24 protein-coding genes and 2 rRNA genes are annotated in these 24,411 nt (G+C 61.0%); 18 read left to right on the forward strand and 8 right to left on the reverse strand.

Annotated elements, in window-relative coordinates:
• Together EGI20_RS02945 and rrf are read left to right on the forward strand one after the other, a co-directional pair.
• Positions 1–341, forward strand: a 23S ribosomal RNA gene (locus EGI20_RS02945); the annotation flags it as partial.
• A gap of 120 nt (positions 342–461) precedes the next feature.
• Positions 462–576 (forward strand): 5S ribosomal RNA (gene rrf, locus EGI20_RS02950).
• A 94-nt stretch (positions 577–670) separates the two neighbouring features.
• Here the strand turns inward: rrf and EGI20_RS02955 are convergent.
• Positions 671–1,762, reverse strand: a complete 1,092-nt coding sequence (locus tag EGI20_RS02955; RefSeq protein WP_498629491.1) for a polyamine ABC transporter substrate-binding protein — start codon at positions 1,760–1,762, stop codon at positions 671–673.
• Positions 1,763–1,830: 68 nt separating this feature from the next.
• Positions 1,831–3,159, reverse strand: coding sequence for a glutamine synthetase family protein (locus tag EGI20_RS02960; protein ID WP_498629493.1), 1,329 nt, complete (start codon positions 3,157–3,159; stop codon positions 1,831–1,833).
• A 328-nt stretch (positions 3,160–3,487) separates the two neighbouring features.
• On the opposite strand from EGI20_RS02960, the gene EGI20_RS02965 reads away from it, so the two are divergent.
• From EGI20_RS02965 to EGI20_RS03010, 10 genes are all read left to right on the forward strand, one after another.
• Positions 3,488–4,018 (forward strand): RNA pyrophosphohydrolase, encoded by a 531-nt coding sequence (locus tag EGI20_RS02965; protein WP_124736475.1) that lies wholly within the window; start codon positions 3,488–3,490, stop codon positions 4,016–4,018.
• A gap of 35 nt (positions 4,019–4,053) precedes the next feature.
• Positions 4,054–4,662 carry a DUF2238 domain-containing protein gene (locus EGI20_RS02970; protein ID WP_498629495.1) on the forward strand — a complete coding sequence of 203 codons (609 nt, stop codon included), beginning with the start codon at positions 4,054–4,056 and terminating at the stop codon, positions 4,660–4,662.
• Positions 4,659–6,623, forward strand: coding sequence for a DNA topoisomerase IV subunit B (gene parE, locus EGI20_RS02975; protein ID WP_160798340.1), 1,965 nt, complete (start codon positions 4,659–4,661; stop codon positions 6,621–6,623). The genes EGI20_RS02970 and parE overlap by 4 nt, the downstream gene beginning before the upstream one ends.
• A gap of 158 nt (positions 6,624–6,781) precedes the next feature.
• Positions 6,782–7,852: a uroporphyrinogen decarboxylase gene (hemE, locus tag EGI20_RS02980; protein WP_498629497.1), complete on the forward strand. Its 1,071-nt coding sequence runs from the start codon at positions 6,782–6,784 to the stop codon at positions 7,850–7,852.
• A gap of 324 nt (positions 7,853–8,176) precedes the next feature.
• Complete coding sequence (locus EGI20_RS02985) at positions 8,177–10,354, forward strand: primosomal protein N' (protein WP_498629499.1); 2,178 nt, start codon at positions 8,177–8,179, stop codon at positions 10,352–10,354.
• A complete protein-coding gene (gene dacB, locus EGI20_RS02990) occupies positions 10,354–11,748 on the forward strand; it encodes a D-alanyl-D-alanine carboxypeptidase/D-alanyl-D-alanine endopeptidase (RefSeq protein WP_498629501.1) in 1,395 nt (464 codons plus the stop codon). The genes EGI20_RS02985 and dacB overlap by 1 nt, the downstream gene beginning before the upstream one ends.
• A 43-nt stretch (positions 11,749–11,791) precedes the next feature.
• Entirely contained in the window at positions 11,792–12,049 is a 258-nt protein-coding gene (gene grxC, locus EGI20_RS02995; protein ID WP_498629563.1) for a glutaredoxin 3, read from the forward strand.
• Positions 12,050–12,136: 87 nt separating this feature from the next.
• Positions 12,137–12,589 (forward strand): protein-export chaperone SecB, encoded by a 453-nt coding sequence (secB, locus tag EGI20_RS03000; RefSeq protein ID WP_124736446.1) that lies wholly within the window; start codon positions 12,137–12,139, stop codon positions 12,587–12,589.
• 5 nt (positions 12,590–12,594) lie between these two features.
• A complete protein-coding gene (locus EGI20_RS03005) occupies positions 12,595–13,041 on the forward strand; it encodes an SH3 domain-containing protein (protein ID WP_498629503.1) in 447 nt (148 codons plus the stop codon).
• Between the two features lie 16 nt (positions 13,042–13,057).
• Positions 13,058–14,053: an NAD(P)H-dependent glycerol-3-phosphate dehydrogenase gene (locus EGI20_RS03010; protein ID WP_498629505.1), complete on the forward strand. Its 996-nt coding sequence runs from the start codon at positions 13,058–13,060 to the stop codon at positions 14,051–14,053.
• A gap of 95 nt (positions 14,054–14,148) precedes the next feature.
• Here the strand turns inward: EGI20_RS03010 and EGI20_RS03015 are convergent, their stop codons facing one another.
• The 5 genes from EGI20_RS03015 to aroQ form a co-directional block, all read right to left on the reverse strand.
• Positions 14,149–15,243: a DUF3426 domain-containing protein gene (locus tag EGI20_RS03015; protein WP_498629507.1), complete on the reverse strand. Its 1,095-nt coding sequence runs from the start codon at positions 15,241–15,243 to the stop codon at positions 14,149–14,151.
• A gap of 3 nt (positions 15,244–15,246) precedes the next feature.
• Positions 15,247–16,137: a 50S ribosomal protein L11 methyltransferase gene (gene prmA, locus EGI20_RS03020; RefSeq protein WP_498629509.1), complete on the reverse strand. Its 891-nt coding sequence runs from the start codon at positions 16,135–16,137 to the stop codon at positions 15,247–15,249.
• A 1-nt stretch (position 16,138) separates the two neighbouring features.
• The gene (gene accC / locus EGI20_RS03025) at positions 16,139–17,494 is read right to left on the reverse strand and encodes an acetyl-CoA carboxylase biotin carboxylase subunit (RefSeq protein WP_160798354.1); all 1,356 of its coding nucleotides are present in this window, start codon (positions 17,492–17,494) and stop codon (positions 16,139–16,141) included.
• Between the two features lie 95 nt (positions 17,495–17,589).
• The gene (gene accB / locus EGI20_RS03030) at positions 17,590–18,054 is read right to left on the reverse strand and encodes an acetyl-CoA carboxylase biotin carboxyl carrier protein (protein WP_124736452.1); all 465 of its coding nucleotides are present in this window, start codon (positions 18,052–18,054) and stop codon (positions 17,590–17,592) included.
• A 17-nt stretch (positions 18,055–18,071) separates the two neighbouring features.
• Positions 18,072–18,554 carry a type II 3-dehydroquinate dehydratase gene (gene aroQ / locus EGI20_RS03035; RefSeq protein ID WP_498629565.1) on the reverse strand — a complete coding sequence of 161 codons (483 nt, stop codon included), beginning with the start codon at positions 18,552–18,554 and terminating at the stop codon, positions 18,072–18,074.
• A gap of 273 nt (positions 18,555–18,827) precedes the next feature.
• Between aroQ and queA the strand changes: the two genes are divergently transcribed.
• From queA to ubiB, 6 genes are read left to right on the forward strand one after another with little or no spacing between them, the layout of a single operon-like run.
• A complete protein-coding gene (queA, locus tag EGI20_RS03040) occupies positions 18,828–19,853 on the forward strand; it encodes a tRNA preQ1(34) S-adenosylmethionine ribosyltransferase-isomerase QueA (RefSeq protein ID WP_498629511.1) in 1,026 nt (341 codons plus the stop codon).
• Positions 19,854–19,898: 45 nt separating this feature from the next.
• A complete protein-coding gene (locus tag EGI20_RS03045; protein WP_498629513.1) occupies positions 19,899–20,273 on the forward strand; it encodes a gamma-butyrobetaine hydroxylase family protein in 375 nt (124 codons plus the stop codon).
• Between the two features lie 3 nt (positions 20,274–20,276).
• The gene (gene ubiE / locus EGI20_RS03050; RefSeq protein WP_498629515.1) at positions 20,277–21,011 is read left to right on the forward strand and encodes a bifunctional demethylmenaquinone methyltransferase/2-methoxy-6-polyprenyl-1,4-benzoquinol methylase UbiE; all 735 of its coding nucleotides are present in this window, start codon (positions 20,277–20,279) and stop codon (positions 21,009–21,011) included.
• The gene (locus EGI20_RS03055; protein ID WP_124736456.1) at positions 21,011–21,349 is read left to right on the forward strand and encodes a DMT family transporter; all 339 of its coding nucleotides are present in this window, start codon (positions 21,011–21,013) and stop codon (positions 21,347–21,349) included. Before ubiE ends, EGI20_RS03055 begins: the two co-directional genes overlap by 1 nt.
• Complete coding sequence (locus EGI20_RS03060; RefSeq protein WP_124736457.1) at positions 21,350–21,937, forward strand: ubiquinone biosynthesis accessory factor UbiJ; 588 nt, start codon at positions 21,350–21,352, stop codon at positions 21,935–21,937.
• Entirely contained in the window at positions 21,937–23,463 is a 1,527-nt protein-coding gene (gene ubiB, locus EGI20_RS03065) for a ubiquinone biosynthesis regulatory protein kinase UbiB (protein WP_498629518.1), read from the forward strand. Before EGI20_RS03060 ends, ubiB begins: the two co-directional genes overlap by 1 nt.
• Before the next feature lie 225 nt (positions 23,464–23,688).
• Here ubiB and EGI20_RS03070 read toward each other — a convergent pair whose 3' ends face one another.
• The gene (locus tag EGI20_RS03070) at positions 23,689–24,309 is read right to left on the reverse strand and encodes a glutathione S-transferase family protein (RefSeq protein WP_498629520.1); all 621 of its coding nucleotides are present in this window, start codon (positions 24,307–24,309) and stop codon (positions 23,689–23,691) included.
• Between the last annotated feature and the right edge of the window lie 102 nt (positions 24,310–24,411).

A 24,411-nucleotide genomic window follows, 5' to 3' on the forward strand; every position in this document is an offset into this window, starting at 1 on the left:
AAAGTGGTACGTGAGCTGGGTTCAAAACGTCGTGAGACAGTTTGGTCCCTATCTGCAGTGGGCGTTGGAAGTTTGACGGGGGCTGCTCCTAGTACGAGAGGACCGGAGTGGACGAACCTCTGGTGTACCGGTTGTCACGCCAGTGGCATTGCCGGGTAGCTAAGTTCGGAAGAGATAAGCGCTGAAAGCATCTAAGCGCGAAACTCGCCTGAAGATGAGACTTCCCTGAGGACTTGATCCTCCTGAAGAGTCGTTCGAGACCAGGACGTTGATAGGTCGGGTGTGGAAGTGCTGTGAGGCATGAAGCTAACCGATACTAATTGCTCGTGAGGCTTGATCCTATCATTTGAGTGGCTTTGCTAAGATAAGCAGAGTTGCGAAGCAATACTTCTACCAAGGCATCCAGAGAAAGAAGTGGTCTGGGTGTTTAATTTCGGTTTCTACAATTTGACAAGTTAATGTCTGGTGGCCATAGCGAGGTGGTCCCACGCCTTCCCATCCCGAACAGGACCGTGAAACACCTTAGCGCCGATGATAGTGTGGCATTCGCCATGTGAAAGTAGGACACCGCCAGACGCCCCATTAGAAAACCCCCGACCTTGATTAAAGGTCGGGGGTTTTTGCATTTGCAGCTTATTCGCTGCATAAGCCGCCTGCCGGCGGCCATGTCTTATTTGCCGGTCTTGAGTTGTGTCCACAGGCGGGTGCTGAGTTGCTGCACTTTAGGGTCTAGCGGCAGCATGACAAAGCTTTTGGCCATGATTTCCTTGGTCGGGAAAATGGATGGGTTGGCGAGGTTGTCCTTATTGATAAACGGGCGTGCGGCGACGCTGCCTGGTGCATAGTTGACGAAATTGGAGTTGGCTGCGGCGACTTTAGCGTTCATGTTGTAATCGATAAACTTATACGCGTTATCCAGGTTTTTCGCGTCTTTCGGGATAACCATGCTGTCTATCCAGATGCCAACCCCTTCCGCCGGAACCAAGGGTTGTATCTTGACTCCATTTTTCGCTTCCTGAGCCCGGTTTCTGGCGATATTCAGATCGCCACCATAGCCCAGAACGAGACAGAGCGAGCCTCCTGCCAGTTCATTGATATAACCAGAAGACGAGAAGCGGGTGATATAGGGACGGATGGTTTTCAGCAGTTTTGCTGCTTCCTGATAATCGGCAGGATTTTTGCTGCCGGGGTCTTTACCCATATAGTGCAAGACAATAGGGAAAACCTCGGATGGAGAGTCCAGTACGCTGATGCCGCAGCTCTTGAGCTTGGAGGCGTATTCCGGTTTGAACAACAGATCCCATTGCTTGGCTGGCAGCTTGCCCCCTAGTGCCTTATTCACCTTGTCGCTGTTAATGCCAAGTGTGTTCATGCCCCAAAAATACGGTATCGCGTATTTATTACCCTTGTCGAATGTGGATGTCAGCTTCAGTAATTCCGGATCCAGCCCCTTGTAGTTGGGCAGCTTGGATTTATCCAGCGGCTGATACAGGCCTGCTTCGATCTGTCTGGGCAGGAACATGGTTGTTGGCACCACAATGTCGTAGCCTGACTTGCCGGTCAGCATCTTGGCCTGCAGGATTTCATTGCTGTCGTACACGTCGTAGCGCACCTTGATCCCGGTTTCCTTCTGGAAATTAGGTATGGTGTCGGCGGCAATATAATCGGACCAGTTATAAACATTCAGCTCTTTGCTTGCCGCCTGCGTCAGGCTGCTTCCAAGCAAGGTGGCGAGTGCAATAGCAATGGTAGTTTTTTGCATCTTTTGTTTTCTCCTTGGTGCATGCCGGCCTCATCGCACCGAATTAGGTTCGATGAGGCTATGGTGATTCAGACATTCTCCAGCAGGTTTTCCAGCTCCCATGGAGTGACGATGCGGTTGAATTCATCGTCTTCCACTTTTTTCAATGCGCAGTAGCTGCTGACAAACTCGCTACCCAATAACTCGGCAAGATCATGACTGTTTTGCAGTGCAGTGATGGCACCGCCCAGCGTACGGGGGAAGGCATAAGGCAAGTCGTAAGCACTGTCTTGTCGTGCAGCATCCGGCTGGATTTCCTGTCTGATACCAAGCAAGCCACATGCCAGTGTCGCCGCCAGGGCCAGATAAGGATTGGCATCAACGCCGGGCAGGCGGTTTTCGACGCGGCGGGCGGCCGGCGGGCTGTTCGGCACGCGCAAGCCGCAGCTGCGGTTGTCGTAGCCCCATGCCACATTGATGGGGGCGGCCGAGAAGGGGGCCAGCCGGCGGAAGGAGTTGACGTAAGGCGCAAACAGCAGCATGGCCTGCGGCAGATAGCGTTGCAGACCGCCGATATAGTGGAAAAAGGTGGGCGAGGCCGAGCCATCCGCCAGTGAAAACACATTCTGTTCCGTTTGCTGCCGGATCAGGCTTTGGTGGATATGCATGGCGCTGCCGGCATCATCCGCCATCGGCTTGGCCATAAACGTGGCAATCAGGCCGTGCTGGCGTGCGGCTTCGTACACGGTGCGCTTGAACAGGAAAACCTGATCGGCCAAGTCTAGGGCATCGCCATGGTCCAGGTTGATCTCCAGCTGGCCACGACCGACTTCATGCAGCACGGCAGCAGCGCCTATCCCCTGCGCGTGGCAGTAGCGGTAGATATCATCCAGTACCGGGCTGAAAGCATCGGCGGCATCCAGGCTATAGGGCTGGCGTCGCGTCTCGCGTCTGCCATGGCGTCCGCCGGGCGCAGCAGGAGAGAGGCCCGGGCCTGCACTAGGAGCCGTCAGGTAAAACTCCATTTCCGGGGCGACGACGGGCTGCAGACCCAATGCCTGATACTGTGCCAGTACCCGCTTGAGTACATTGCGTGGTGCTTGAGGGATGGGGGCACCATTTTCGTGATGGCAGTCGTAAATCAACTGGGCGGTGGGTTCGCTGGCCCAGGGCAGCGGGCGCAAGCTGGCATAGTCGGCTAGCAGGCACATATCCGGGTCGGTAGCGGGCACCAGTTGCTGCTGGCAGTCGCCGCTGATGCTTTGCACCAGTCCGACCAGCGGAAAACGCAGTTCGGCATTCGCGAGACTGGCGCTTGCCACTCGCTTGCCGCGCGCAGTGCCGGCCATGTCGGGAATCAGGCATTCAACACGGCTGATGCCGCGCTCGGAGAACCAGTTGGATAGGTCTTTCATCATCGCGTTTCCTTGAGTTGTGCTGTGAAATAGGCGCAAACAGTGGAAACGGATCTAACTGACACCGGGCAAGGGGCTTAGCAGGTGGGACAAATAGAGTGTCCGCTGAATCGTTTTGCTCATGCTGGGCATGCGGGTGTCAGCCTCTTTTATTCTTATGGATTAATTTTTCCGTCCTTCACTTGTAGACGCCCGCTCTGAACGCGTCAATTATTTTCAACGGCTAGTGCAGTGCATCAAATGCAAATCCTTGCCAATCAAGGCGTGTACGGATGGCACGGTGTGGTGAAATGTGCAAAAATCGGCACAACTCATGAATGCAGGTTTCACCATGCTGGACCGGGATGGATACCGCCCCAATGTCGGAATCATCCTCATTAATCAACACAATGAGGTGTTCTGGGGCAAACGGGTGCGCGAGCACTCGTGGCAGTTTCCCCAAGGGGGCATCAAGCCGGGCGAGAGCCCGGAAGCTGCGATGTACCGCGAGCTGATGGAAGAAGTCGGCCTGCTGCCTCGTCATGTCAGGATTATCGGCCGCACGCGCGACTGGTTGCGCTATGAAGTGCCAACCAGTTGGGTCAGGCGTGAATGGCGCGGCAGCTACAAGGGGCAGAAGCAGATCTGGTTTTTGCTCCGGCTGGTCGGGCGCGATAGTGATGTCTGCCTGCGGGCAAGCAGCCACCCCGAATTCGACGGCTGGCGCTGGAACGATTATTGGGCCCCCATAGACAGCGTGATCGAATTCAAGCGCGATGTATACGATCGCTCGCTACGCGAACTGTCGCGCTTCCTGAAGGGGATGGAGACGCGGGAGGAATATATTGCCCGTGTCGGCGACGCGCGGGAGCACGACCACTGACGCCCGCCTATATACGGCGGCGCCCATGGTGGCTGTTGCTGCTGCTATTGCCGCTTGTTCTGTGGTCGGCCATCGCGCCGACCGACCGTGCGACCTGGCTGCTGGAGGCGCTGCCCGTATTGCTGGGTGCGCCTTTGTTGCTATGGGCCTGGCCGCGCTTTGTCTGGACGCCGCTGGCACTGTGCCTGATGCTGGTGCATGCGGCTATCTTGCTGATCGGTGCCCATTACACCTATGCCGAAGTGCCGGCAGGGTTGTGGCTGCGCGATGCGTTTGATCTGACACGCAACCATTACGACCGGCTGGGGCATCTGGCGCAAGGCTTTGTGCCGGCCATTCTTGCACGTGAAGTACTGCGGCGCAGAACGCCGCTACGGCCGGGCTTGTGGCTGGTGCTGCTGACGACGTCGTTCTGTCTGGCCTTTTCCGCCTTTTACGAGCTGATCGAATGGTGGGTGGCCGTCGCGATAGGCGCCGACGCCAATGCCTTTCTTGCGACCCAGGGCGACCCCTGGGACACCCAATGGGATATGTTTCTGGCCCTGGTCGGTGCCTTGGCTTCCCAATTACTGCTGTCCGGCCTGCATGAGCGTGAACTTGTCCGCCTGCAGGGCGTGACCAAAATTTTCAACAGGACACCATGAACCAACAATACGACGAATCTTCGGTACGCGTGCTCAAGGGGTTGGAGCCGGTCAAGGAGCGTCCGGGAATGTATACCCGTACTACCGACCCGACCCATATCTGCCAGGAAGTGATAGACAACGCCGCCGACGAGGCGCTGGGCGGCTTTGCCAAAAAAATCGCCGTGACCGTGCATCTGGACGGCTCGCTGTCGGTCGAAGATGATGGGCGCGGCATTCCGGTCGGGCTGCATCCGCTCGAAAATGTGCCGGTGGTCGAACTGGTCTTTACCCGGCTGCACGCTGGCGGCAAGTTCAACAAGAAAGACGGTGGTGCTTATGCCTTCTCCGGCGGCCTGCACGGCGTCGGGGTGTCGGTAACCAATGCCTTATCGACCCGGCTGGAAGTCGAGGTCAAGCGCGAGGGTGGCGTTTACCAGCTGGCTTTCTCCGGTGGCGATGTTATCGAGCCTTTGGCGCGTAGTGGCGACTGCGGGCCGCGCACCAGCGGCACCCGCGTGCGCATCTGGCCGGATGGCAAGTATTTCGAGAGCCCGCGTTATTCCATTCCCGAACTGGAGCGCCTGCTGCGCGCCAAGGCCGTGCTGCTGCCCGGGGTCGTGGTCAGCCTGACGCTGGAAAAGGCCGGTGGTGACGAGGTCAGGGTCTGGCAATACCCTAACGGCCTGAAGAGTTATCTGGCCGAGTTGTGTGGTGGTGACGAGCCGGTGGCACCTTTGTTTGCCGGTGAGGCGTTTATTGGTGACGATCACGAGCAGTTTGCCCGCGGCGAAGGTGCGCAGTGGGCATTGGCCTGGTTTGACGAAGCCGGCGGTGGCGAGAGCTACGTCAACCTGATTCCGACGCCCTTGGGCGGTACGCACGAAGCGGGCGTGCGCGCCGGGGTATTCGATGCGGTCAAAAGCTTTGTCGACCTGCACAATCTCTTGCCGCGCGGCGTCAAGCTGATGGCGGAAGATGTATGGAGCCGGGTGCGCTTTGTGCTGTCGGCCCGCGTGCTGGACCCGCAGTTCCAGGGCCAGACCAAGGACAAACTCACCAGCCGCGACGCGCTCAAGCTGATCTCGGGCGTGGTGCGCGACCCGGTCGAGTTGTGGCTGAACCAGCATGTCGAGGCGGGCAAGAAAATTGCCGAACTGGCCATCCGCCAGGCGCAGAGCCGCTTGCGCTCGGTGAAAAAGGTCGAAAAGAAAAAGGGCTCGGGCGTGGCGGTATTGCCGGGCAAACTGACCGATTGCGAGAGCGAAGATATCGCACGCAACGAGCTGTTCCTGGTCGAGGGGGATTCGGCTGGCGGCTCGGCCAAGCTGGCGCGCGACAAGGAGTACCAGGCCATCCTGCCGCTGCGCGGCAAGGTGCTCAACTCCTGGGAAACCGATCGCGACCAGCTGTTCTCCAATGCCGAAATCCACGATATCTCGGTGGCGATCGGGGTTGATCCGCATGCGCCGGGTGAGGACGCCGACCTGTCCGGGCTGCGTTACGGCAAGATTGCCATTTTGTCGGATGCCGACGTGGACGGCTCGCACATCCAGGTGTTGCTGCTGACCCTGTTTTACCGGCACTTTTCCAAGCTGCTGGCGGCAGGGCATATCCATATCGCGCAGCCGCCGCTGTACCGCGTCGATGTGCCGGGCTCGGGTAAAAACCGTCCGCCGCGCAAGCTGTATGCGCTGGATGAGGGCGAACTGGAAGCCATCCTCGACCGCCTGCGCAGCGAGAATGTGCGCGAAGGCGCGTGGGGCATTTCGCGCTTCAAGGGTCTGGGCGAGATGAACCCGGAACAACTGAAAGACACGACCATGCATCCCGACACCCGGCGCCTGTCATGCGTGCGCGTGCGTAATGGTGCCGCCGACGACACCCGCCGCATGTTTACCATGCTGATGGGCAAGGGCGAAGCCTCCAGCCGTCGCGGCTGGATGGAAGCCAAGGGCAACGAGGCTATCGCCGACGTGTAAGCATGTGCCTGCGGTGCAGGTATCAGGACGGCAGGGAGGGCGAAGCGCTTTTCCTGCCGTCTTTGTCGTTTTTGCGGGCGCGTTCTGCCTGTGCAAAGGGGGTGAGGAGATGACGCTTGCAGGTATAATGGCGGCCAATGCAAACGACGTGGCCTATCATGACCCAGCTTAAAAACGATGTCTTCCTGCGCGCACTTCTCAATCAAACGGTGGAATACACACCGGTCTGGATGATGCGCCAGGCCGGGCGCTATCTGCCGGAATACCGCGCCACGCGCGCCCGTGCCGGCAGCTTTATGGGCTTGTGCACCAGCCCGGATTACGCCACCGAAGTCACCTTGCAGCCGCTGGAGCGTTTCCCGCTGGATGCGGCCATTCTGTTCTCCGACATCCTGACCGTACCCGATGCCATGGGGCTGGGGCTGTATTTCGCCGAGGGCGAAGGCCCGAAGTTCGAGCGTCCGCTGCGCGATGAAGCGGCAATCAAGGCGCTGGTGGCGCCGCATGTGGAAGACAAGTTGCAGTATGTGTTCGATGCCGTTTCCAGCATCCGCAAGGCGCTGGATGGGCGTGTGCCGCTGATCGGCTTTTCCGGCAGCCCGTTTACGCTGGCCTGCTACATGATAGAAGGCGGCGGCTCGGCCGACTTCCGTCACCTGAAGGCGCTGATGTATGGCCGTCCCGAATTGCTGCACCACATTCTGGATGTGAATGCGCGCACGGTGACCGAGTACCTGAATGCGCAGATTCGTGCCGGCGCGCAGGCGGTACAGATTTTTGATACCTGGGGGGGCGCACTGAGCGGGCCGGCCTACCGCGAGTTTTCGCTGTCCTATATGCAGCAGATCGTCAGCGGCCTGATCCGCGAACATGAAGGCCGGCGTGTGCCGGTGATCCTGTTTACCAAGGGCGGCGGGCAATGGCTGGAGGCGATGGCCGAAACCGGCGCCGACGCGTTGGGCCTGGACTGGACTACCGATATTGGCGAGGCGCGCGCGCGCGTCGGGGATAAAGTCGCCCTGCAGGGCAATCTGGACCCGAACGTCCTGTTTGGCAGCCCGGAGGGAATCGAGAAGGAAGTCGCGCGCATTCTGGCCTCCTATGGCACCGGTTCCGGTCATGTCTTCAACCTGGGGCACGGCATCTCGCAGTTTGCCGATCCTGCCCACGCCGGCGTGCTGGTCGACAGCGTGCATCGCCTGTCGCGCGCCTATCACAACCAGGGTTGACCAGGCACGGTGCAGCCCCGTCAAGGGGGCTGCAAAACACGGTTGACAGCTGGCGTTCGATTTGATCCACCAAGTTATGCACATCGGGCTTGCTGCGAACGTCATCTGTCAAGCCTTGTGTCGCAAAAAATTAATAAACATCGCAAGACCTTGTTTTATAAGGGTTTGCGCGATTGTTCAAAATTTGTGCAATCTGCCTGAAGCACTGTCCTGCCGGCTTTTCCGGCCTCTTTTTCAGGGTTGTGCACAAAGTTATCCACAAACTATGTGCACAGCTTGCGCAAACCCGCGCCCCGTCTGGCTTTGCGCCTGCATCGAGTAAAAATGGATACATTCGAAACTGTCGAGGTGCTGCTGGACGTACCCCTGCACGGGACATTTACCTATCTCGCACCCTATGCCTTGCCCGCGGGGACACGGGTGCAGGTGGATTTTCGCGGCCGTAAACAGTGTGGCGTGCTGGTGGAGGGTGTGGCGAATCCGGCACTGGATCCGGCCAAAATCAAGCCGCTGGCGGCCGTTTTTGACGAGTTGCCGCCGCTGCCTGCCGCCTTGTTGCGGCTGATCGATTTTGTCTCGGCCTATTACCACTATCCCAAGGGCGCGGCATTGTTTACCGCCTTGCCCACCGCCTTGCGCGTGGCGCAAGCGGCGCGTCTGGCGGACAGGCGCGCCTGGGCGCTGAGTGCTGCCGGTCTGGCCGATCAGCCGCCAGCCAGGCAACGGGCCCGTCTGGCTTTGTGGCAGGCTTTGCAGGATGGGCCGCAAGCCATACATGATTTGCGGACGGTGTCGGCGCAGGCGCCCAAGGTCTTGGGGCAGTGGCTGGAAGAGGGCAAGGCCGAGCGCGTGCCCCTTTCCACGCCCGAACTGGAGGTGGCGGACGGGCCGCAGCTCAACGCCGAGCAGCAGGCAGCGCTTGCGGCCATCAGTGACAGTTTTGGCCGCTTCCAGCCCTGGCTATTGCAAGGGGTGACCGGAAGCGGCAAGACCGAAGTGTATTTGCATCTGATCGCCTGCGCGCTGGCCGCCGGGCGTCAGGTGCTGGTGCTGGTGCCGGAAATCAGCCTGACGCCGCAGTTGCTGCAACGCTTTGCCGACCGCTTCCCGGCCACGCCGATTGCCGCCCTGCACAGTTCGCTTGCCGATGGCGAGCGCTTGCAAGGCTGGGTCGATGCCTGGCAAGGCCGTGCCGGCATTGTGATCGGAACGCGGCTGTCGGTATTCGTGCCCCTGCCCAGGCTTGGGCTGATTGTGGTGGATGAAGAACACGACGGCTCGCTTAAGCAGCAGGACGGCTTGCGCTATCACGCGCGCGATCTGGCCGTCTGGCGTGCGCATGATGCGGCGGTGCCTATTGTGTTGGGCAGTGCCACCCCCAGTCTGGAAACGGTGGCCAATGTCGAGGCCGGGCGTTACCGCCGCCTGTTGCTGACGACGCGGGCGCATGCCACCGCCAGCTTGCCGCAGGTGCGTCTGGTCGATACCCGTTTGCTGCGTCTGAATGAGGGCCTGTCCGAGCCGGTGCTTGCCGCACTGGCCAAGCGTCTGCAAAAGCGCGAGATGAGTCTGGTATTTATCAACCGGCGCGGTTACTCGCCGGTGATAGCCTGCCCGCAGTGCGGCTGGACTTCGGGCTGTAAGCGCTGTTCAAGCAAGCTGGTCTTGCATCTGCTGCAGCGCGTGCTGCGCTGCCACCATTGCGGCTGGGAAGAGGGCGTGCCACGCGTGTGCCCCGATTGCGGCAATGTCGATATCCAGCCGCTGGGCGAGGGCACGCAACGGCTGGAAAGCGCTATCCAGCGCTTGTTTCCCGAGGCGCGTGTCTTGCGCATAGACCGCGACAGCACGCGCAACAAGGATGCCTGGGACGAGGTGTACCGCAAGGTGCATGCCGGCGAAGTGGATATCCTGATCGGTACCCAGATGCTGGCCAAGGGTCACGACTTCGGCGCCCTCAGTCTGGTGGTGGTGCTGGGGGCCGATGGCGGGCTGTATTCGGCCGATTTTCGTGCCGGCGAGCGGCTGTTTTCCCTGCTGATGCAGGTGGCTGGCCGCGCCGGCCGTGCCGAGCATCGCGGCGAAGTGCTGGTGCAGACGCAGTGGCCCGAGCATCCGCTGTATCTGTCGCTGGTGGCGCAGGATTTTGACGGCTTTGCCACGCGCGAGCTGGCGGCGCGGCGCGAGGCACATTTCCCGCCGGCGATTTTCCAGGCGCTGCTGCGCGCCGATGCGCACGAGGCACACGAAGCCGAGGCTTTTCTTGGCCAGTTTAAGGCCGAGGCCGCGCCATGGCTGGGCGAGGTCGCCCTGTTCGGGCCGGCACCGGCCACCATGGCGCGGCTGGCCGGGCGTGAGCGCATGCAACTGGTGTTTGAGTGTGCCGACCGCCGCGCCTTGCACCGTTGCCTGAACCAGGCCTTGCCGCTGCTTGAGCGTTTGGGGCGCAAGGCCGGACGCAGTTTGCGCTGGTCGCTGGATGTCGACCCGACGGAGATGTGATGAAACGCTGTTTATTATTGGCGCTGCTATGCACGTCGATGGGCGCGCCGCTGGCCGCCGCGCAACCCGACTTGGCTGGCTTGCAAGAGAACGAAGTAGCGCTATGGGTGGGCAAGGTCGGCAGTGGTGACGTGCTGGCAGAGCACCGCGCCGATGTCGCGCTGAATCCGGCCTCGACCATGAAACTGGTCACCAGCTTTGCCGCGCTGGATACGCTGGGGCCGCAATGGCGCTGGCAAAGTACGCTGCTATCGGCCGCGCCCCTCGTCGGCGACACCTTGCAAGGTGATCTCTACTGGCAGGGACGCGGCGACCCCTTGTTTGATCTGCCGGCTTTGGACCAGTTGCTGGGCGAGTTGCGCCTGCGCGGGGTCAAGCGCATCAATGGCCGGCTGCTGCTGGACAAGGGCGCGTTTGCCACCACCGGCAGTGCCGAGGATTTCGAGGCTGATGCCGAGCGCGCCTTTGCCGTGGCGCCGGATACCCACCTGACCCATCTCAAGGTGGCATGGTTGCATTATTACAACGACGGTGGCGGCACCCGCGTGGTGCTGGAGCCGGCCTTGCCCGGCGTGACGCTGGCGTCGGACCTGAGCGATGCCGGCGAGACCGGGGGCGCGTGTGCCGATATGCGCCGCCATGTGCGCGTGCGGCAGCAAGGCAATCAGATCAGCGTCAGCGGCGCCTTGCCACGGGCCTGTGACGGGGCAAGCAGCTTTGTCAATGTGCTGTCGGCCGACGATTATGCACGGCAAGCATTTGCCGCGCGCTGGGCGCGTCTGGGCGGCGAGGGGCCGCAAGGCTTTGGAGTCGCCGCCACGCCGCCTGATGCGCGCACCCTGGCGCTGTACCGTTCGCCGCCGCTGGTGCAGGCCTTGTCTGCCATTAACCAGTACAGCAATAACACCATGGCGCGCAGCCTGTTCCTGACGCTGGGCGCCGAGCGGCCGCTAACGGGTGACACGGTGGCGGATGCCTCGCAGGTGGTGCGGCACGTGCTGGCGAAAAATGCGTTGGATGCACAGGCGCTGGTGCTGGAAAACGGTTCCGGCCTGTCGCGGCGCGAGCGCATCTCGGCGCGCGCGCTGGGCGAACTCTTGCGCGTAGCGGCGCGCGGGCCTTACGCCGGCGAGTTTATCGCCAGCTTGCCGGTGGCCGGCGAGAGCGGCACGCTTAAAACCCGGCTCGGGCAATGGGGGCCGCGCTTGCGGCTGAAAACCGGCACGCTGGCCGGTGTGCGGGCGCTGGCCGGCTACTGGCTGGCACCGGATGGCGAGCGTCTGGCCATCGTCGCCATCATCAACAGCCCGCGCTCCGGCCAGTTGCTGCCGAATCTGGATGCGCTGCTCGATGGCGTGCTGGTGTCTTATGCCGGCGTGAGGCCGGCGCCTTGACGGTATAATGTTGTTTTTCCGCCAGTTTGATTGCGAGACCATGATGAAAAAAGTAACGATGTACACCACGGCGGTTTGCCCTTACTGCATCCGTGCCAAGCAAGTCCTTAAAAGCAAAGGGGTCGAGGCGGTTGAAGAAATCCGCATCGACCTCGATCCTGCCGCGCGCGACAGCATGATGAGCATCACCGGCCGGCGCACCGTACCGCAGATTTTCATCGGTGAAACCCATGTCGGCGGTTGCGATGATCTGGAGGCGCTGTCCCGCGCCGGCAAGCTGGATGTACTGTTGGCTGACTGAGTGGCCGCGCCGCACGCTTTCATGCGATGATGCAAATCTGCTTGAGCCCGATTTTTTCTTATCCAATTCATATTGCGAGACCTGTTTATGAGCGAACAACAAGAAGTGCAGCCGGTTTTCTCCATCGAAAAAATCTACGTCAAGGATCTCTCGCTCGAGGTGCCGAATGCACCGGCCGTATTCCTGGAACAGGCTCAGCCCGACATCGACATGCAGCTGGGCAGCGAAGGCAAGCAGATCGATGACGGCTTCTTCGAATGCACGCTGACGGTGACCGTGACCGCCAAGCTGGCCGACAAGACCATGTTCCTGTGCGAAGTAGCCCAGTCCGGCATCTTCCGCATCGAAAACATTCCGGCTGAAGACATCGACCCGATTCTGGGTGTGGCTTGCCCGAACATCCTGTTCCCGTATGCGCGCGAAACTGTGTCCAGCCTGGTGAACCGTGCCGGCTTCCCGCCTGTGCTGCTGGCACCGATCAACTTCGAGGCGCTGTATATGCAGCAGCGCGCGCAGATGGCCGAAGCCGGCAACGCCTGAAGATCATGAAGCTAAGCCATAGTCTGGCCGCGCTGGTGCTGGCAGCCTGTGCTGCCGCGCCGGCTTTTGCGCTGGAATTCCGCTCGGTCAAGGAAACCGGGGTGTCGCTGTATGACGCGCCGGCCTTGAATGCCAAAAAGCTGTTTGTGGTCAGCCGCTACTATCCGGTGGAAGTGCTGGCGACGCAGAAAGAGTGGGCGCGGGTACGCGACGCCAGCGGCGGCATCGCCTGGATCCCTGCCGCCGCCTTGTCGGTACAGCGCATGCTGATCGTGACGGCGGCGCAGGCCGAAGTCAGGACATCAGCCAGCGATAGTGCACCGCTGGCCTATCGTCTGGACAAGGATGCGGTGGTCGAACTGCTTGAGCCGGCGCAAGCCGGCTGGGTCCGGGTCAAGCACCGCGATGGTGCAGCCGGCTTTGTCCGCATCAATACCCTGTGGGGTGTGTAATGAACGGAAACAAGGCATGAAACTGGCCGTTTTGGGCGCTGGCGCTTGGGGTACGGCGCTGGCGGTAGCTTTTGCCCGCCAGCACGAAGTGACACTGTGGGGGCGAGACCCTGCGCTGATGGCCGCGCTGCAACAGGACGGCGTCAACCGCCGCTATCTGGATGGTTGCCCCTTGCCGCCTGCCTTGGCGCTGACCGCCGATCTGGCGCAGGCGCTTGCCGGTGCCGAGCTGGTGTTGATCGTGACGCCGATTGCGGGTTTGCGCTCCAGCTTGCGCGCACTCAAGGCGCTGCGTCAGGACGACGTGCCCTTATTGTGGGCATGCAAGGGTCTGGAGGCGGGTTCCAGCCTGCTGCCGCATCAGGTGGTGGAGCAGGAGTGTCCGCACCTGACGCGCTGCGGCGTCTTGTCCGGCCCCAGCTTTGCCCGCGAAGTGGCGCAAGGCCTGCCGGCGGCAGTGACGCTGGGCTCGGAAAATGCCGAATTTGCCCGCGACTATGCCCGTTTGCTGCATAGTCCTTTGCTGCGCATCTACGCCAACGATGATCTGGTCGGCGTGGAAGTGGGCGGGGCAGTGAAGAATGTGATGGCGATTGCCACCGGTGTCGCCGACGGCATGGGGCTGGGCATGAATAGCCGCGCCGCACTGATTACCCGGGGCCTGGCCGAGATTACCCGGCTGGCGGTGGCCATGGGTGCGGGCCAGCAAAGCCTGCTGGGCCTGTCCGGTGTCGGCGATCTGATTCTGACCTGTACCGGCGCGCTGTCGCGCAACCGCCAGGTTGGCCTTAAGCTGGCCGAAAACAAGCCGCTGGACGTGATTCTGGCTGAGCTTGGCCATGTGGCCGAAGGCGTGCCGACCGCGCGCGAGGTGCTGGCCATGGCCGAGCGGCTGGAGGTCGACATGCCGATTACCGCCGCCGTGTGCGACCTGCTCTATCACGGCGCCAAGCCGCAGGATGTGGTGGATCAGCTGCTGGAGCGCTCGCCCAAGAGCGAGTTCGGTAGCTAAAGCCGCCGTCTTGTCGCGCAAATAAAAACCCCCATCCGAGGATGGGGGTTTTTCATTTTATGGCACTGCCAGCAGGCATCAGCCTGTTCGCTGTTCTACGGATAGAGCCAGTTCACGCTATAGCCCAGCGACTTGTTGCGTGCGCCCAGACGGGCGGCATCAAAGCGCTGGCTGACGCGTATCTGGCTGCCGGCAGCAAAGCGCCCGGCCTTGAGTTCGGCCGGCGGCAGATAGTCGGCCGGTGGCAGGACTTTACGCACGAGGACCCGGTCTTCGCTGTCGGTCAGGGTCAGCTCCATCGCCGGCCATGCCTGTGGATAACGGGCATGGTTTTTCAGGATGGCGGTGAACTGGACCAGGCCGGGATGATCCGGCACTACGGTCAATTCCGACCATTCGGTACGCAGTAGCTGACGATCGGCAGGCAGGGGAACGGTGCAGCCCAGGCGGGCGCAGGTTTGTTCGAGTACCGGGCGCAACTCCGGCAGCTCGGCACTGATGCGGGTGCGGTTCAGATAGATCAGCTGGGCGGCCAGCACAAACAATCCCATCACGGCGGCAACGCCTAGTGCCGCACCAAGCGCACCGTGCCTGGACGGGCGTACTTTATTGCGGGTGGCCGCTTCGCGCACAGGCGGTGGCATGACCGGGCTATCCGGGATCGGGGGCGGCGGCGTCTCCATGACCGGTTCCTGGCGCGGCTTGCGGGCCGTATGCAGGATGTCTGCTTGATCGGCCTCGGCAAACGGGTCGCCCAGCGGCAGCAGAGGTGTGGCATCCGGTGGCTCGATACTGCGCGAAGCCTGTTTTGGCGCACGCAGCGCATCGGCCAGCGCCTGCTGGAATTCGGCAATATCCGGGTTTTCCGCTACCGGCGGCTCAGGCTCAGGCTCTGGCTCTGGCTCGGGCGGCAGTATCGCGGCGGCCGGCTCGGCGATGTCGCTTTTTTCTGTTTCCGGCAAGTAGTCGGCCGGATCGAAGTCGGGCAACTCCAGCTCGAAATCATCGGCAGACGAAGGCAGGGAGGATGGGGCGACAACAGGCAGGGTGCCCGGCATGGCCTGCAGAAAGTCGCTGGCATTGAACACATGCGCACAGTGCCCGCAGCGGACAAAGCCGCCGGCGACAGCCAATTGTTCATCGCTGACCTTGAATCGGGTCTGGCACTGCGGGCATTGTGTAGTTTGCATGGATCAGGCGCGTCGTGTTCCGGTCAGTCGGGTCCAGCCCTCGTCGAATACCGGGGCTTCCATCTCAAACCAGGTGTTGTAGATGGCGGACAGCTCTTCGGCCTGCTCCTGCAAAATGCCGGAGAGCACGATCTTGCCGCCGGTCTTCACATGGCTGGCCAGCATCTCGCCCAGGAGGCGCAGCGGATTGGCCAGAATATTGGCCAGCACCACATCGACCTTGGCTTCTGGTGTCGCATCCGGCAGGCAGAAGATGCCGCTGACGCCGTTTTGCGCGGCATTGTCCAGGCTGGCACGTACCGCCTGCGCGTCGATATCGACGCCGGCTACATCGCCCGCACCCAGCTTGAGGGCAGCGATGGCGAGAATGCCGGAGCCGCAGCCGTAGTCGAGCACGGTCTCGCCGCCCTTGATATTCGCATCCAGCCACTGCAGGCACAGACGCGTGGTCGGGTGGCTGCCGGTACCGAAGGCAAGGCCCGGATCCAGTTGCAGATTGATGGCGTTGGCGTCCGGCGCATCATGCCAGGTCGGCGTGATCCACAGCCGTTCCGAGATGCGGATAGGATCGAACTGGCTCTGGGTCAGGCGCACCCAGTCCTGCTCTTCCACCCGCTCCAGCGTGTAGTGTGGCAGCGCAATGCCGGTCGCGGTGGCGGCGGCGGCGATCATCAGCGCCAGATCGGCGTGTTCTTCGAACAGCGCAATGATCTTGCTGCTTTTCCACATCTGCTCGACCGGCTCGCCCGGCTCGCCGAAGATCGGCTGCTCGGCTTCGGTGCCGGCCAGCGCGTCTTCGATGGCGGCAGACAGGCAGCCTGCATCCATCAGTGCATCGGCAAATTGTTCGGCGACGGCCGAATCGGTATCAATGGTGGCTTGTTGCCAGGCCATATCAGTTTCCTTTTTTTCTCTGGGCGAGTCGCTCTTCCAGATAGTGAATGCTGGTGCCGCCACGACGGAACGCGCTATCCAGCAGCAGTTCCTGATGTAGCGGAATATTGGTCTTGATGCCGGAAATCGCCATCTCGGACAGGGCAATACGCATGCGCGCCATGGCCTGTTCGCGGGTGTCACCGTAGGAAATCACCTTGCCGACCATGGAGTCGTAATGGGATGGCACGGTATAGCCCTGATAGATGTGCGAGTCGACCCGGATGCCCGGGCCGCCGGCCGGGTGGTAGCCCTCGATCTTGCCCGGGCTTGGCACAAAGGTAAACGGGTCTTCGGCATTGATGCGGCACTCGATGGAGTGGCCCTTGATATGCACGTCTTTTTGCTTGTAGCGCAGCTTCTCGCCGGCGGCGATGCGGATCTGCTCCTGCACGATGTCGATGCCGGTAATCAGCTCGGTCACCGGGTGCTCGACCTGGACGCGGGTGTTCATCTCGATAAAGTAGAACTCGCCGTTTTCGTACAGGAATTCGAAGGTGCCGGCGCCACGGTAGCCGATGCGGCGGCAGGCGGCGGCGCAGGCTTCACCGATTTTCTGCCGCTGCTTGTCGGTAATGCCCGGTGCCGGTGCTTCTTCGATGATTTTCTGGTGGCGGCGCTGCATGGAGCAGTCGCGCTCACCCAGATAGATGGCGTCGCCGTACTCGTCGGACAGCACCTGAATCTCGATATGGCGCGGCTCCTGCAGGTACTTTTCCATGTACACGGTCGGGTTGCCGAAGGCGGCTCCCGCTTCGGTACGCGTCATTTCGACCGAGTTCAGCAGCGCCGCTTCGGTATGCACCACGCGCATGCCGCGCCCGCCGCCACCACCGGAAGCCTTGATAATGATGGGGTAGCCGATTTTTTTGGCGATCTTGATGATTTCATCGTTGTCGTCCGGCAGCGCGCCTTCCGAGCCGGGTACGCAAGGCACGCCGGAGGCGATCATGGCGTGCTTGGCCGAAACCTTGTCGCCCATCTGGCGAATGGTTTCAGGGCGCGGGCCGATAAAGACAAAACCGGACTGCTCGACGCGTTCGGCAAAGTCGGCGTTTTCCGACAGGAAGCCGTAGCCGGGGTGAATGGCTTGCGCATCGGTGACTTCGGCGGCCGCGATAATGGCCGGCACATGCAGATAGCTCTTGGCCGATGGTGCCGGGCCGATGCAGACCGCTTCATCGGCCAGCTTGACGTATTTGGCTTCGCGGTCGGCTTCGGAGTAGACCACCACGGTCTTGATGCCCATTTCACGGCAGGCACGCTGGATGCGCAGGGCAATTTCGCCACGGTTGGCGATCAGGATTTTTTCAAACATGAATCATATCTCCGCAGGGCGTGAGAACGGCAAGGAGCAAGAGGCCGACCGGCTAGCGATCCGCGTCCTGCTCCTCCCAAGGCGTGCTGGCAGCCTTACTCGATGATGAATAGCGGTTCGCCGTATTCTACCGGCTGGCCATCTTCGGCCACGATGGCCTTGACCACACCGGCGCGGTCGGCTTCGATTTCGTTCATCAGCTTCATCGCTTCGATAATGCACAGCGTGTCGCCGACGGATACTTGCTGGCCGACTTCGATAAAGGGCTTGGAGCCCGGGCTTGCCGAACGGTAGAAGGTGCCGACCATAGGCGACTTCACGGCCGCGGCATTGTTGGCCGGAGCCACTTCAACGACGGCAGCCGGAGCCGGTGCAGCAAGCGGTGCGGCAGCCGGTGCAGCCGGTGGCAGCTGATGGTATTGCATGGCTTGGGCAAACATCTGGTTGTTCTGTGTCACGCGGGTAATGCGGACTTTTTCTTCACCTTCGGTGACCTCCAGCTCGGCAATGCCGGACTCTTCCACCAGGTCGATCAGTTTTTTCAGTTTGCGCAGGTCCATGCTGATCCTAATTTCTTTTAGATTGTTGGATGGGGCGTCTGAGCCATTTGCATAAGCACATGGGTCAGAGCCAGTTCGTAACCGGAAGCACCCAGTCCGCAGATCACGCCTTGCGCCAGATCGGAAAAATACGAATGCTGGCGGAAGGGCTCACGGGCGTGGACATTGGACAGGTGAACTTCAATAAACGGAATCTTGACGCCAGCCAGTGCATCGCGCAGTGCGACGCTGGTATGGGTAAAGGCGGCGGGATTGATGATGATAAAAGCCGTGCCGTCATTCAACGCAGCATGTACGCGCTCTATCAGCACATGTTCGGCGTTGCTTTGCAGGGTTTCCAGTGTGAAACCGGCGGCTTTGGCCTGCTGTATCAGGCGCTGGTTGATATCATCCAGCGTGTCGCGACCGTAATGTTGTGGCTCGCGCAGCCCGAGCAGATTCAGGTTGGGGCCATGCAAAACCAGAATACGGCGCAAGGCCGGCACGCTGTCAGCTTTCATCATGGGCGCAAGTTTGCCGCAAATGGGCGCATAAAGTCCAGCTTTTGCAGAAATTGAAGCCCAGATGTGAAATATGAGCAGTAGCTGTTGATGTTCATATAGAGTTTATGCACTAGGGTTGGCAGGCATTCTAACGCATCGCCGCAATTCTGTGCCAGTCGGGTAAAAGCGGGTTTGATCTGGCGCAATAGGCAGCATGGTCATGCAAGCGGCGTGCCGCTAAGTGAATGGCACGGGTATAATCGCCTTCATTTGCCTTATATGTGCGCCGCCATGCAGCTTTCCGATTTTGATTACCACCTGCCCGAACATCTGGTTGCCCAGCATCCGCCTGAAGTGCGTGGCGGCAGCCGTCTGCTGCATGTCGCAGGTAAGCAGCTATCCGACACCCTGTTTGCCGAGCTGCCGGGCTTTTTGTCTGCCGGCGATGTGCTGGTATTCAATGATACGCGCGTGATCAAGGCGCGCCTGTTTGGTGAAAAGGCCTCGGGCGGCAAGATTGAAGCCTTGGTCGAGCGCGTGCTGGACGAGCACACGGCGCTGGCGCATGTGCGCGCCTCCAAGTCACCCAAGCCGGGCACGCGTCTGGTATTTGCCGGACGCTGGCAGGCCGAGATGGTCGAGCGCGTGGGCGAGCTGTTCAAGCTGCGCTTTCTCGCCGAAGAAAACCTGTTCGATATCCTCGAAGCCTCGGGCAAGCTGCCACTGCCGCCTTATATCGAGCGCGACACCGACAGCGATGACGACTCGCGTTACCAGACCGTCTATGCCAAGGAGCAAGGTGCGGTCGCCGCACCGACCGCCGGTCTGCACTTTACCGACGAGATGCTGGCCCGCCTTGAGGCGCAGGGGGTGAAGCTTGCCTACGTCACGCTGCATGTCGGTGCCGGCACTTTCCAGCCGGTACGGGTCGACAATATTGCCGATCACAAGATGCACAGCGAAATCTACGATATCCCCGAACAAACGCGCGTCATGATCGAAGAGGCGCACGCTGCCGGGCATAAAGTTGTCGCGGTCGGCACCACCAGCATGCGCGCGCTGGAGTCCGCTGCGCGTGGTGGGGCGCTGGTCGCCGGGCGCGGCGAGACCGATATCTTTATCACGCCGGGCTACCGCTTCAATGTGGTTGACCGCCTGCTGACCAATTTCCACCTGCCCAAGTCGACCTTGCTGATGCTGGTGTCGGCCTTTGCCGGTTACGACGAGATGCGTGCCGCCTATGTGCATGCGGTGGAAAAGGAATACCGCTTCTTCAGCTATGGCGACGCCATGCTGCTGGAGCGCAAGGACGGCTGAGCCGTCCGTGCTGGAAAGCCCCTGTCTTCTTAAACTGGAGAGTCCATGTCCGGCCTGAAACCGAACAGCCCCATGCCGACCGAGATCAAGCTGCACGCCATCAGCAAGCGGCTGGAAATTGCCTTTGATGATGGCGCAAGCTTTACCTTGCCGTGCGAATACCTGCGCGTGTACTCGCCTTCGGCGGAGGTGCGCGGCCATGGCGTCGGGCAGGAGACGCTGCAGACCGGCAAGCGTCAGGTGGCGATAACTGCAATGGAGCCGGTCGGGCATTACGCGCTCAAGATCGTGTTTGACGACGGTCACGACAGCGGCCTTTACAGCTGGGACTATCTGTACCAGCTGGGCAAGCATTACGAGATCAACTGGCAGGATTATCTGGATCGCCTCGCCGCAGCCGGCGCGGGCAGGGGGGAATAGGACATGGAAAAAACAACGCACTTCGGCTTTAAAGACGTCGCGGAAAGCGAGAAGGCCGACAAGGTCGCCGAGGTCTTTCATTCGGTGGCACAAAAATACGATGTGATGAACGACATGATGTCGGCGGGCCTGCACCGGGTGTGGAAGCATTTCACCCTGACCACCTCCGGCGTCAAGCCCGGCGACAAGGTGCTGGATATTGCCGGCGGTACCGGCGATCTGGCGCGCGGCTGGGCCAAGCGCGTGGGCAAGACCGGTGAAGTGTGGCTGACCGATATCAACTCGTCGATGCTGACCGTGGGGCGCGACCGTCTGCTGGATGAAGGCCTGATGCTGCCGGTGTCGCTGGCCGATGCCGAGAAGCTGCCGTTCCCCGACAACTACTTCAATGCCGTGTCGGTGGCGTTCGGCCTGCGCAACATGACGCACAAGGATCTGGCGCTGAAGGAAATGCTGCGCGTGCTCAAGCCCGGCGGCAAGCTGATGGTGCTGGAGTTCTCCAAAGTGTGGAAGCCGCTGTCGCCGGTTTACGATCTGTATTCGTTCAAGGCCCTGCCGCTGATGGGCAAGCTGATCGCCAATGACGCCGCCAGCTACCAGTATCTGGCCGAATCCATCCGCATGCATCCGGATCAGGACACGCTCAAACAGATGATGCTGGATGCCGGTTTCGGCAAGGCCGATTATCACAACCTGTCGGCCGGTGTGGTGGCCTTGCACAAGGGCTACAAATTCTGATGCTGGCGCTGATCCCGACCTGGTTGCTGCTGGGCGTGGCCATTCTGGTCGAGGTGGTGTCCACCAGCTCGATCAAGCTGACCGAGGGCTTTACCCGCCCGCTGATGACCTTGCTGGTGCTGTGCGGCTACGGCTGTTCGCTGTGGCTGTTGTCGCAAGTGGTGCAGCGGCTCGAGGTCGGCATCGTCTACGCCATCTGGTGCGGCGTGGGCATGGCGGCGGTGGCGCTGGTTGGCGTGCTGGTGTTTGGCGAGAGCGTTTCGCTGGCCAAGACCGCGGGTATCGTGTTGATTGTGGCCGGAACGATCTTGCTGAGTCTGGCCAGCAAGGGGCATTAAATGCAGATTTCGCTATTGGCATTCAACCATCTCTTGGGGCAGCACCCGCAAGTGCGCGCCGAGCTGGCCGCGCATGCCGGGCGGCGGGTGGCAATCAGGCTGGCACCGGTCACGGTGAGCGGCGTGGTCACCGAGGCGGGCTATCTGGCCGCCTGTCAGGGCGAGCCCGAGGCCACGGTGCGCCTGAGCCATGGGGTCGTGCTCACCGCCATCAGCGGACAGCCGGCCGGCATGGGCAATGTGGCGTTTGACGGTGATGGCGTGCTGGCTTCGTCGCTGGCCGCCTTATTGTCGCGCCTGCACTGGGATGCCGAAGAAGACCTGTCGCGCATCGTCGGCGACAGCCTCGCCCATCGCGTCGGGCGCACCGTGCGCAGCGCCCTGGGTGTCAAGGGCGAGATCGGCGGCCGCCTGCTGGAGAGCTGGATCGAACACCTGCGCGATGAAGTCCCGCTGCTGGCCAGGCGGCAGGATGTCGCGCAGTTTGTCGCGGCGGTCGATACCCTGCGTGATGATAGCGAACGTCTGCAAAAACGCCTGGCGCGTCTGGAAGCGCTGGCACCCACCCCAAACAAAAAGTTGTCCTGATGAGTCTGTCGCGTTCGCTGAAAATCGTTTCTACCTTATACCGCTTTGGCCTGGATGACTTTTTTGCCGGCCATTCCCGCCTGGGCTTTGTCCCGCGCCTGCTGCGCTTTTTGCCCGGCCGCCCCAAACCGGAACAGCCATTGCCGGCACGCCTGCGTCTGGCGCTGGAAAGCTTGGGGCCCATCTTCGTCAAGTTTGGTCAGGTCTTGTCGACGCGGCGCGACCTGTTGCCGCCCGATTACGCCGATGAACTGGCGCGCCTGCAAGACAAAGTTGCGCCGTTTGACGGTGCGCTGGCGCGTCAGGTGATCGAGCAGGGTTTCGGTCGGCGCGTAGACGAGATCTATGTGGATTTTGACGATGTGCCGGTGGCCAGCGCATCGGTGGCTCAGGTGCACAAGGCGTATTTGCGCGAGTCTGATGGCAGTCGTGGCCGCCAGGTGGCGGTCAAGGTGCTGCGCCCCGGCATCCAGCCTGTGATCGAGCAGGATCTGGCGCTGATGAACACGTTGGCCGGCTGGGTCGAGCGCTTTTTGGCCGACGGCAAGCGTCTGAAACCGCGCGAGGTGGTGGCCGAGTTCGACCAGTACCTGCATGACGAACTGGACATGATGCACGAGGCGGCCAACGCCTCGCAGTTGCGGCGCAATTTCACAGGCTCCGACATGCTGGTGGTGCCCGAAGTGTTCTATGACGCGACCTGCCGCGAAGTGCTGACGCTGGAATGGATGAACGGCACACCGATCGGCCAGATCGAGCGCCTGCGCGCCGAAGGGGTCGATCTCAAGCAGCTGTCGCGCTTTGGTGTCGAGATCTTCTTCACCCAGGTGTTCCGCCATGGCTTCTTTCATGCCGACATGCACCCGGGCAATATCTTTGTCGCGCCGGACGGGCGCTATATCGCGCTCGATTTCGGCATCGTCGGCAGCCTGACCGAGACCGACAAGCACTATCTGGCGGTGAACTTCCTTGCCTTCTTCAACCGCGACTATCACCGCGTCGCCACCGCCCATATCGAATCGGGATGGGTGCCGGCCGACACCCGCCCGGAAGAGCTGGAAGCGGCGGTGCGCACCGTATGCGAACCCTTCTTCGACAAGCCGCTAAGCCAGATCTCCTTCGGCATGGTGCTGTTGCGCCTGTTCGAGACCAGCCGCCGCTTCAATGTCGAGATCCAGCCGCAGCTGGTGCTGCTGCAAAAGACCCTGCTCAATATCGAGGGTCTGGGCCGTCAGCTCGACCCCGACCTCAACCTGTGGGACACCGCCAAGCCCTTCCTGATGAAGTGGATGAACGAGCAGATAGGCTGGCGCGGCCTCATCCGCACCCTGAAAAACGAAGCCCCGCAATGGGCGACCACGCTGCCGACCCTGCCGCGCAAACTCAACGAAGCCTTGTCCGGCAAATCGTCCGAGCTGATGGTGGCGGGCTATATGCAACTGATGCGCGAACAGAAGCGGCAAAACTTCCTGCTGGCGCTGATCGCGCTGCTGTTGGGGGCGTTGCTGCTGAAGGATGTGCTGTAGGGTGGTGGGTTACGCCGCCGATGGCGGCTAACCCACCCTACGTGACGAATCGCCAACCTTATGGGGAGCCACCCCAGAGTAGGGTGGGTTAGGCCAAAGGCCGTAACCCACCTTCAGGTTGGACGCTTGGCGGTGGGTTACGCCGCTTATCAGCGGCTAACCCACCTACGCGCTAACGTTCGAGTTAACCGGCGCTCGCCGTAGCGGGTCTGGTTGAACGAGGGGTTAGGCTTCACCCGCGCGTCGTGGTTGAAGCACCGTGTTTGGATGCTCCCAGCCATGCAGGTGCTGAAGGGAGTTCAGCCAGCGTTCGATGTTTGGATACTCAGCGCTGGACATTCCTACCTGCTCCAGCCAGTAGAGGTAGGCCGAGCAGCTGATGTCCGCGATGGTGGGGCCAGAAGGCAACAAGTACTCCGACCTACCAAGCGCGCTGTTCAGAGTATCTAGATCCGCGACAGCTCGGCTATGTAGGTAGTGGATCACTTCAGGAGGTTGCTTTGCCCATCTCATTGCGTATCTGAGGTTTGGGACGCTGAAGCCTATGCGATTGGCCTCCCACCACAGCCACTCCAGAACATGAGGCTGCTCTTCGGCCGTGCCTGCGAACTTGCCGACTTTGCCAGCCAAATACAGCAGGATGGCATTGGATTGGCAAATCGAGAGGCCCTCGTCTATGAGAACGGGAACTTCACCGAACTTACTCGCTGCTTGAAAGTGAGCGGGCCGACTCGACCGCGGTGAGTTCAAATCAACCCACTCGTAGTTGTGTGCGACCTCGGACAGTTGGAGGTACAACTTGGCCTTGAAGGAGTGTCCGGAGTCGGTGCTGCCGAAGAGGTGCATTTGTGAGGCCTAACGTTAAATGTACACACCGCTCAGGTGCATATCGGATTGTTCAGTGTGTATAACAATGCCCGCCACCATTGTTTCTGATGATTTTTCAGC

Source organism: Aquitalea sp. S1-19, assembly GCF_024343515.1.

Coding starts and splice junctions, on each gene's coding strand:
- secB (WP_124736446.1), top strand. CDS start 12,137: ATGAGCGAACAACAAGAAGTGCAGCCGGTTTTCTCCATCGAAAAAATC.
- dacB (WP_498629501.1), top strand. CDS start 10,354: ATGAAACGCTGTTTATTATTGGCGCTGCTATGCACGTCGATGGGCGCG.
- parE (WP_160798340.1), top strand. CDS start 4,659: ATGAACCAACAATACGACGAATCTTCGGTACGCGTGCTCAAGGGGTTG.
- EGI20_RS02985 (WP_498629499.1), top strand. CDS start 8,177: ATGGATACATTCGAAACTGTCGAGGTGCTGCTGGACGTACCCCTGCAC.
- EGI20_RS02955 (WP_498629491.1), bottom strand. CDS start 1,762: ATGCAAAAAACTACCATTGCTATTGCACTCGCCACCTTGCTTGGAAGC.
- ubiB (WP_498629518.1), top strand. CDS start 21,937: ATGAGTCTGTCGCGTTCGCTGAAAATCGTTTCTACCTTATACCGCTTT.
- EGI20_RS02960 (WP_498629493.1), bottom strand. CDS start 3,159: ATGATGAAAGACCTATCCAACTGGTTCTCCGAGCGCGGCATCAGCCGT.
- accB (WP_124736452.1), bottom strand. CDS start 18,054: ATGGACCTGCGCAAACTGAAAAAACTGATCGACCTGGTGGAAGAGTCC.
- EGI20_RS03015 (WP_498629507.1), bottom strand. CDS start 15,243: ATGCAAACTACACAATGCCCGCAGTGCCAGACCCGATTCAAGGTCAGC.
- EGI20_RS03045 (WP_498629513.1), top strand. CDS start 19,899: ATGTCCGGCCTGAAACCGAACAGCCCCATGCCGACCGAGATCAAGCTG.
- hemE (WP_498629497.1), top strand. CDS start 6,782: ATGACCCAGCTTAAAAACGATGTCTTCCTGCGCGCACTTCTCAATCAA.
- EGI20_RS02965 (WP_124736475.1), top strand. CDS start 3,488: ATGCTGGACCGGGATGGATACCGCCCCAATGTCGGAATCATCCTCATT.
- EGI20_RS03005 (WP_498629503.1), top strand. CDS start 12,595: ATGAAGCTAAGCCATAGTCTGGCCGCGCTGGTGCTGGCAGCCTGTGCT.
- EGI20_RS03070 (WP_498629520.1), bottom strand. CDS start 24,309: ATGCACCTCTTCGGCAGCACCGACTCCGGACACTCCTTCAAGGCCAAG.
- EGI20_RS03060 (WP_124736457.1), top strand. CDS start 21,350: ATGCAGATTTCGCTATTGGCATTCAACCATCTCTTGGGGCAGCACCCG.
- aroQ (WP_498629565.1), bottom strand. CDS start 18,554: ATGAAAGCTGACAGCGTGCCGGCCTTGCGCCGTATTCTGGTTTTGCAT.
- prmA (WP_498629509.1), bottom strand. CDS start 16,137: ATGGCCTGGCAACAAGCCACCATTGATACCGATTCGGCCGTCGCCGAA.
- queA (WP_498629511.1), top strand. CDS start 18,828: ATGCAGCTTTCCGATTTTGATTACCACCTGCCCGAACATCTGGTTGCC.
- accC (WP_160798354.1), bottom strand. CDS start 17,494: ATGTTTGAAAAAATCCTGATCGCCAACCGTGGCGAAATTGCCCTGCGC.
- EGI20_RS03055 (WP_124736456.1), top strand. CDS start 21,011: ATGCTGGCGCTGATCCCGACCTGGTTGCTGCTGGGCGTGGCCATTCTG.
- ubiE (WP_498629515.1), top strand. CDS start 20,277: ATGGAAAAAACAACGCACTTCGGCTTTAAAGACGTCGCGGAAAGCGAG.
- grxC (WP_498629563.1), top strand. CDS start 11,792: ATGAAAAAAGTAACGATGTACACCACGGCGGTTTGCCCTTACTGCATC.
- EGI20_RS03010 (WP_498629505.1), top strand. CDS start 13,058: ATGAAACTGGCCGTTTTGGGCGCTGGCGCTTGGGGTACGGCGCTGGCG.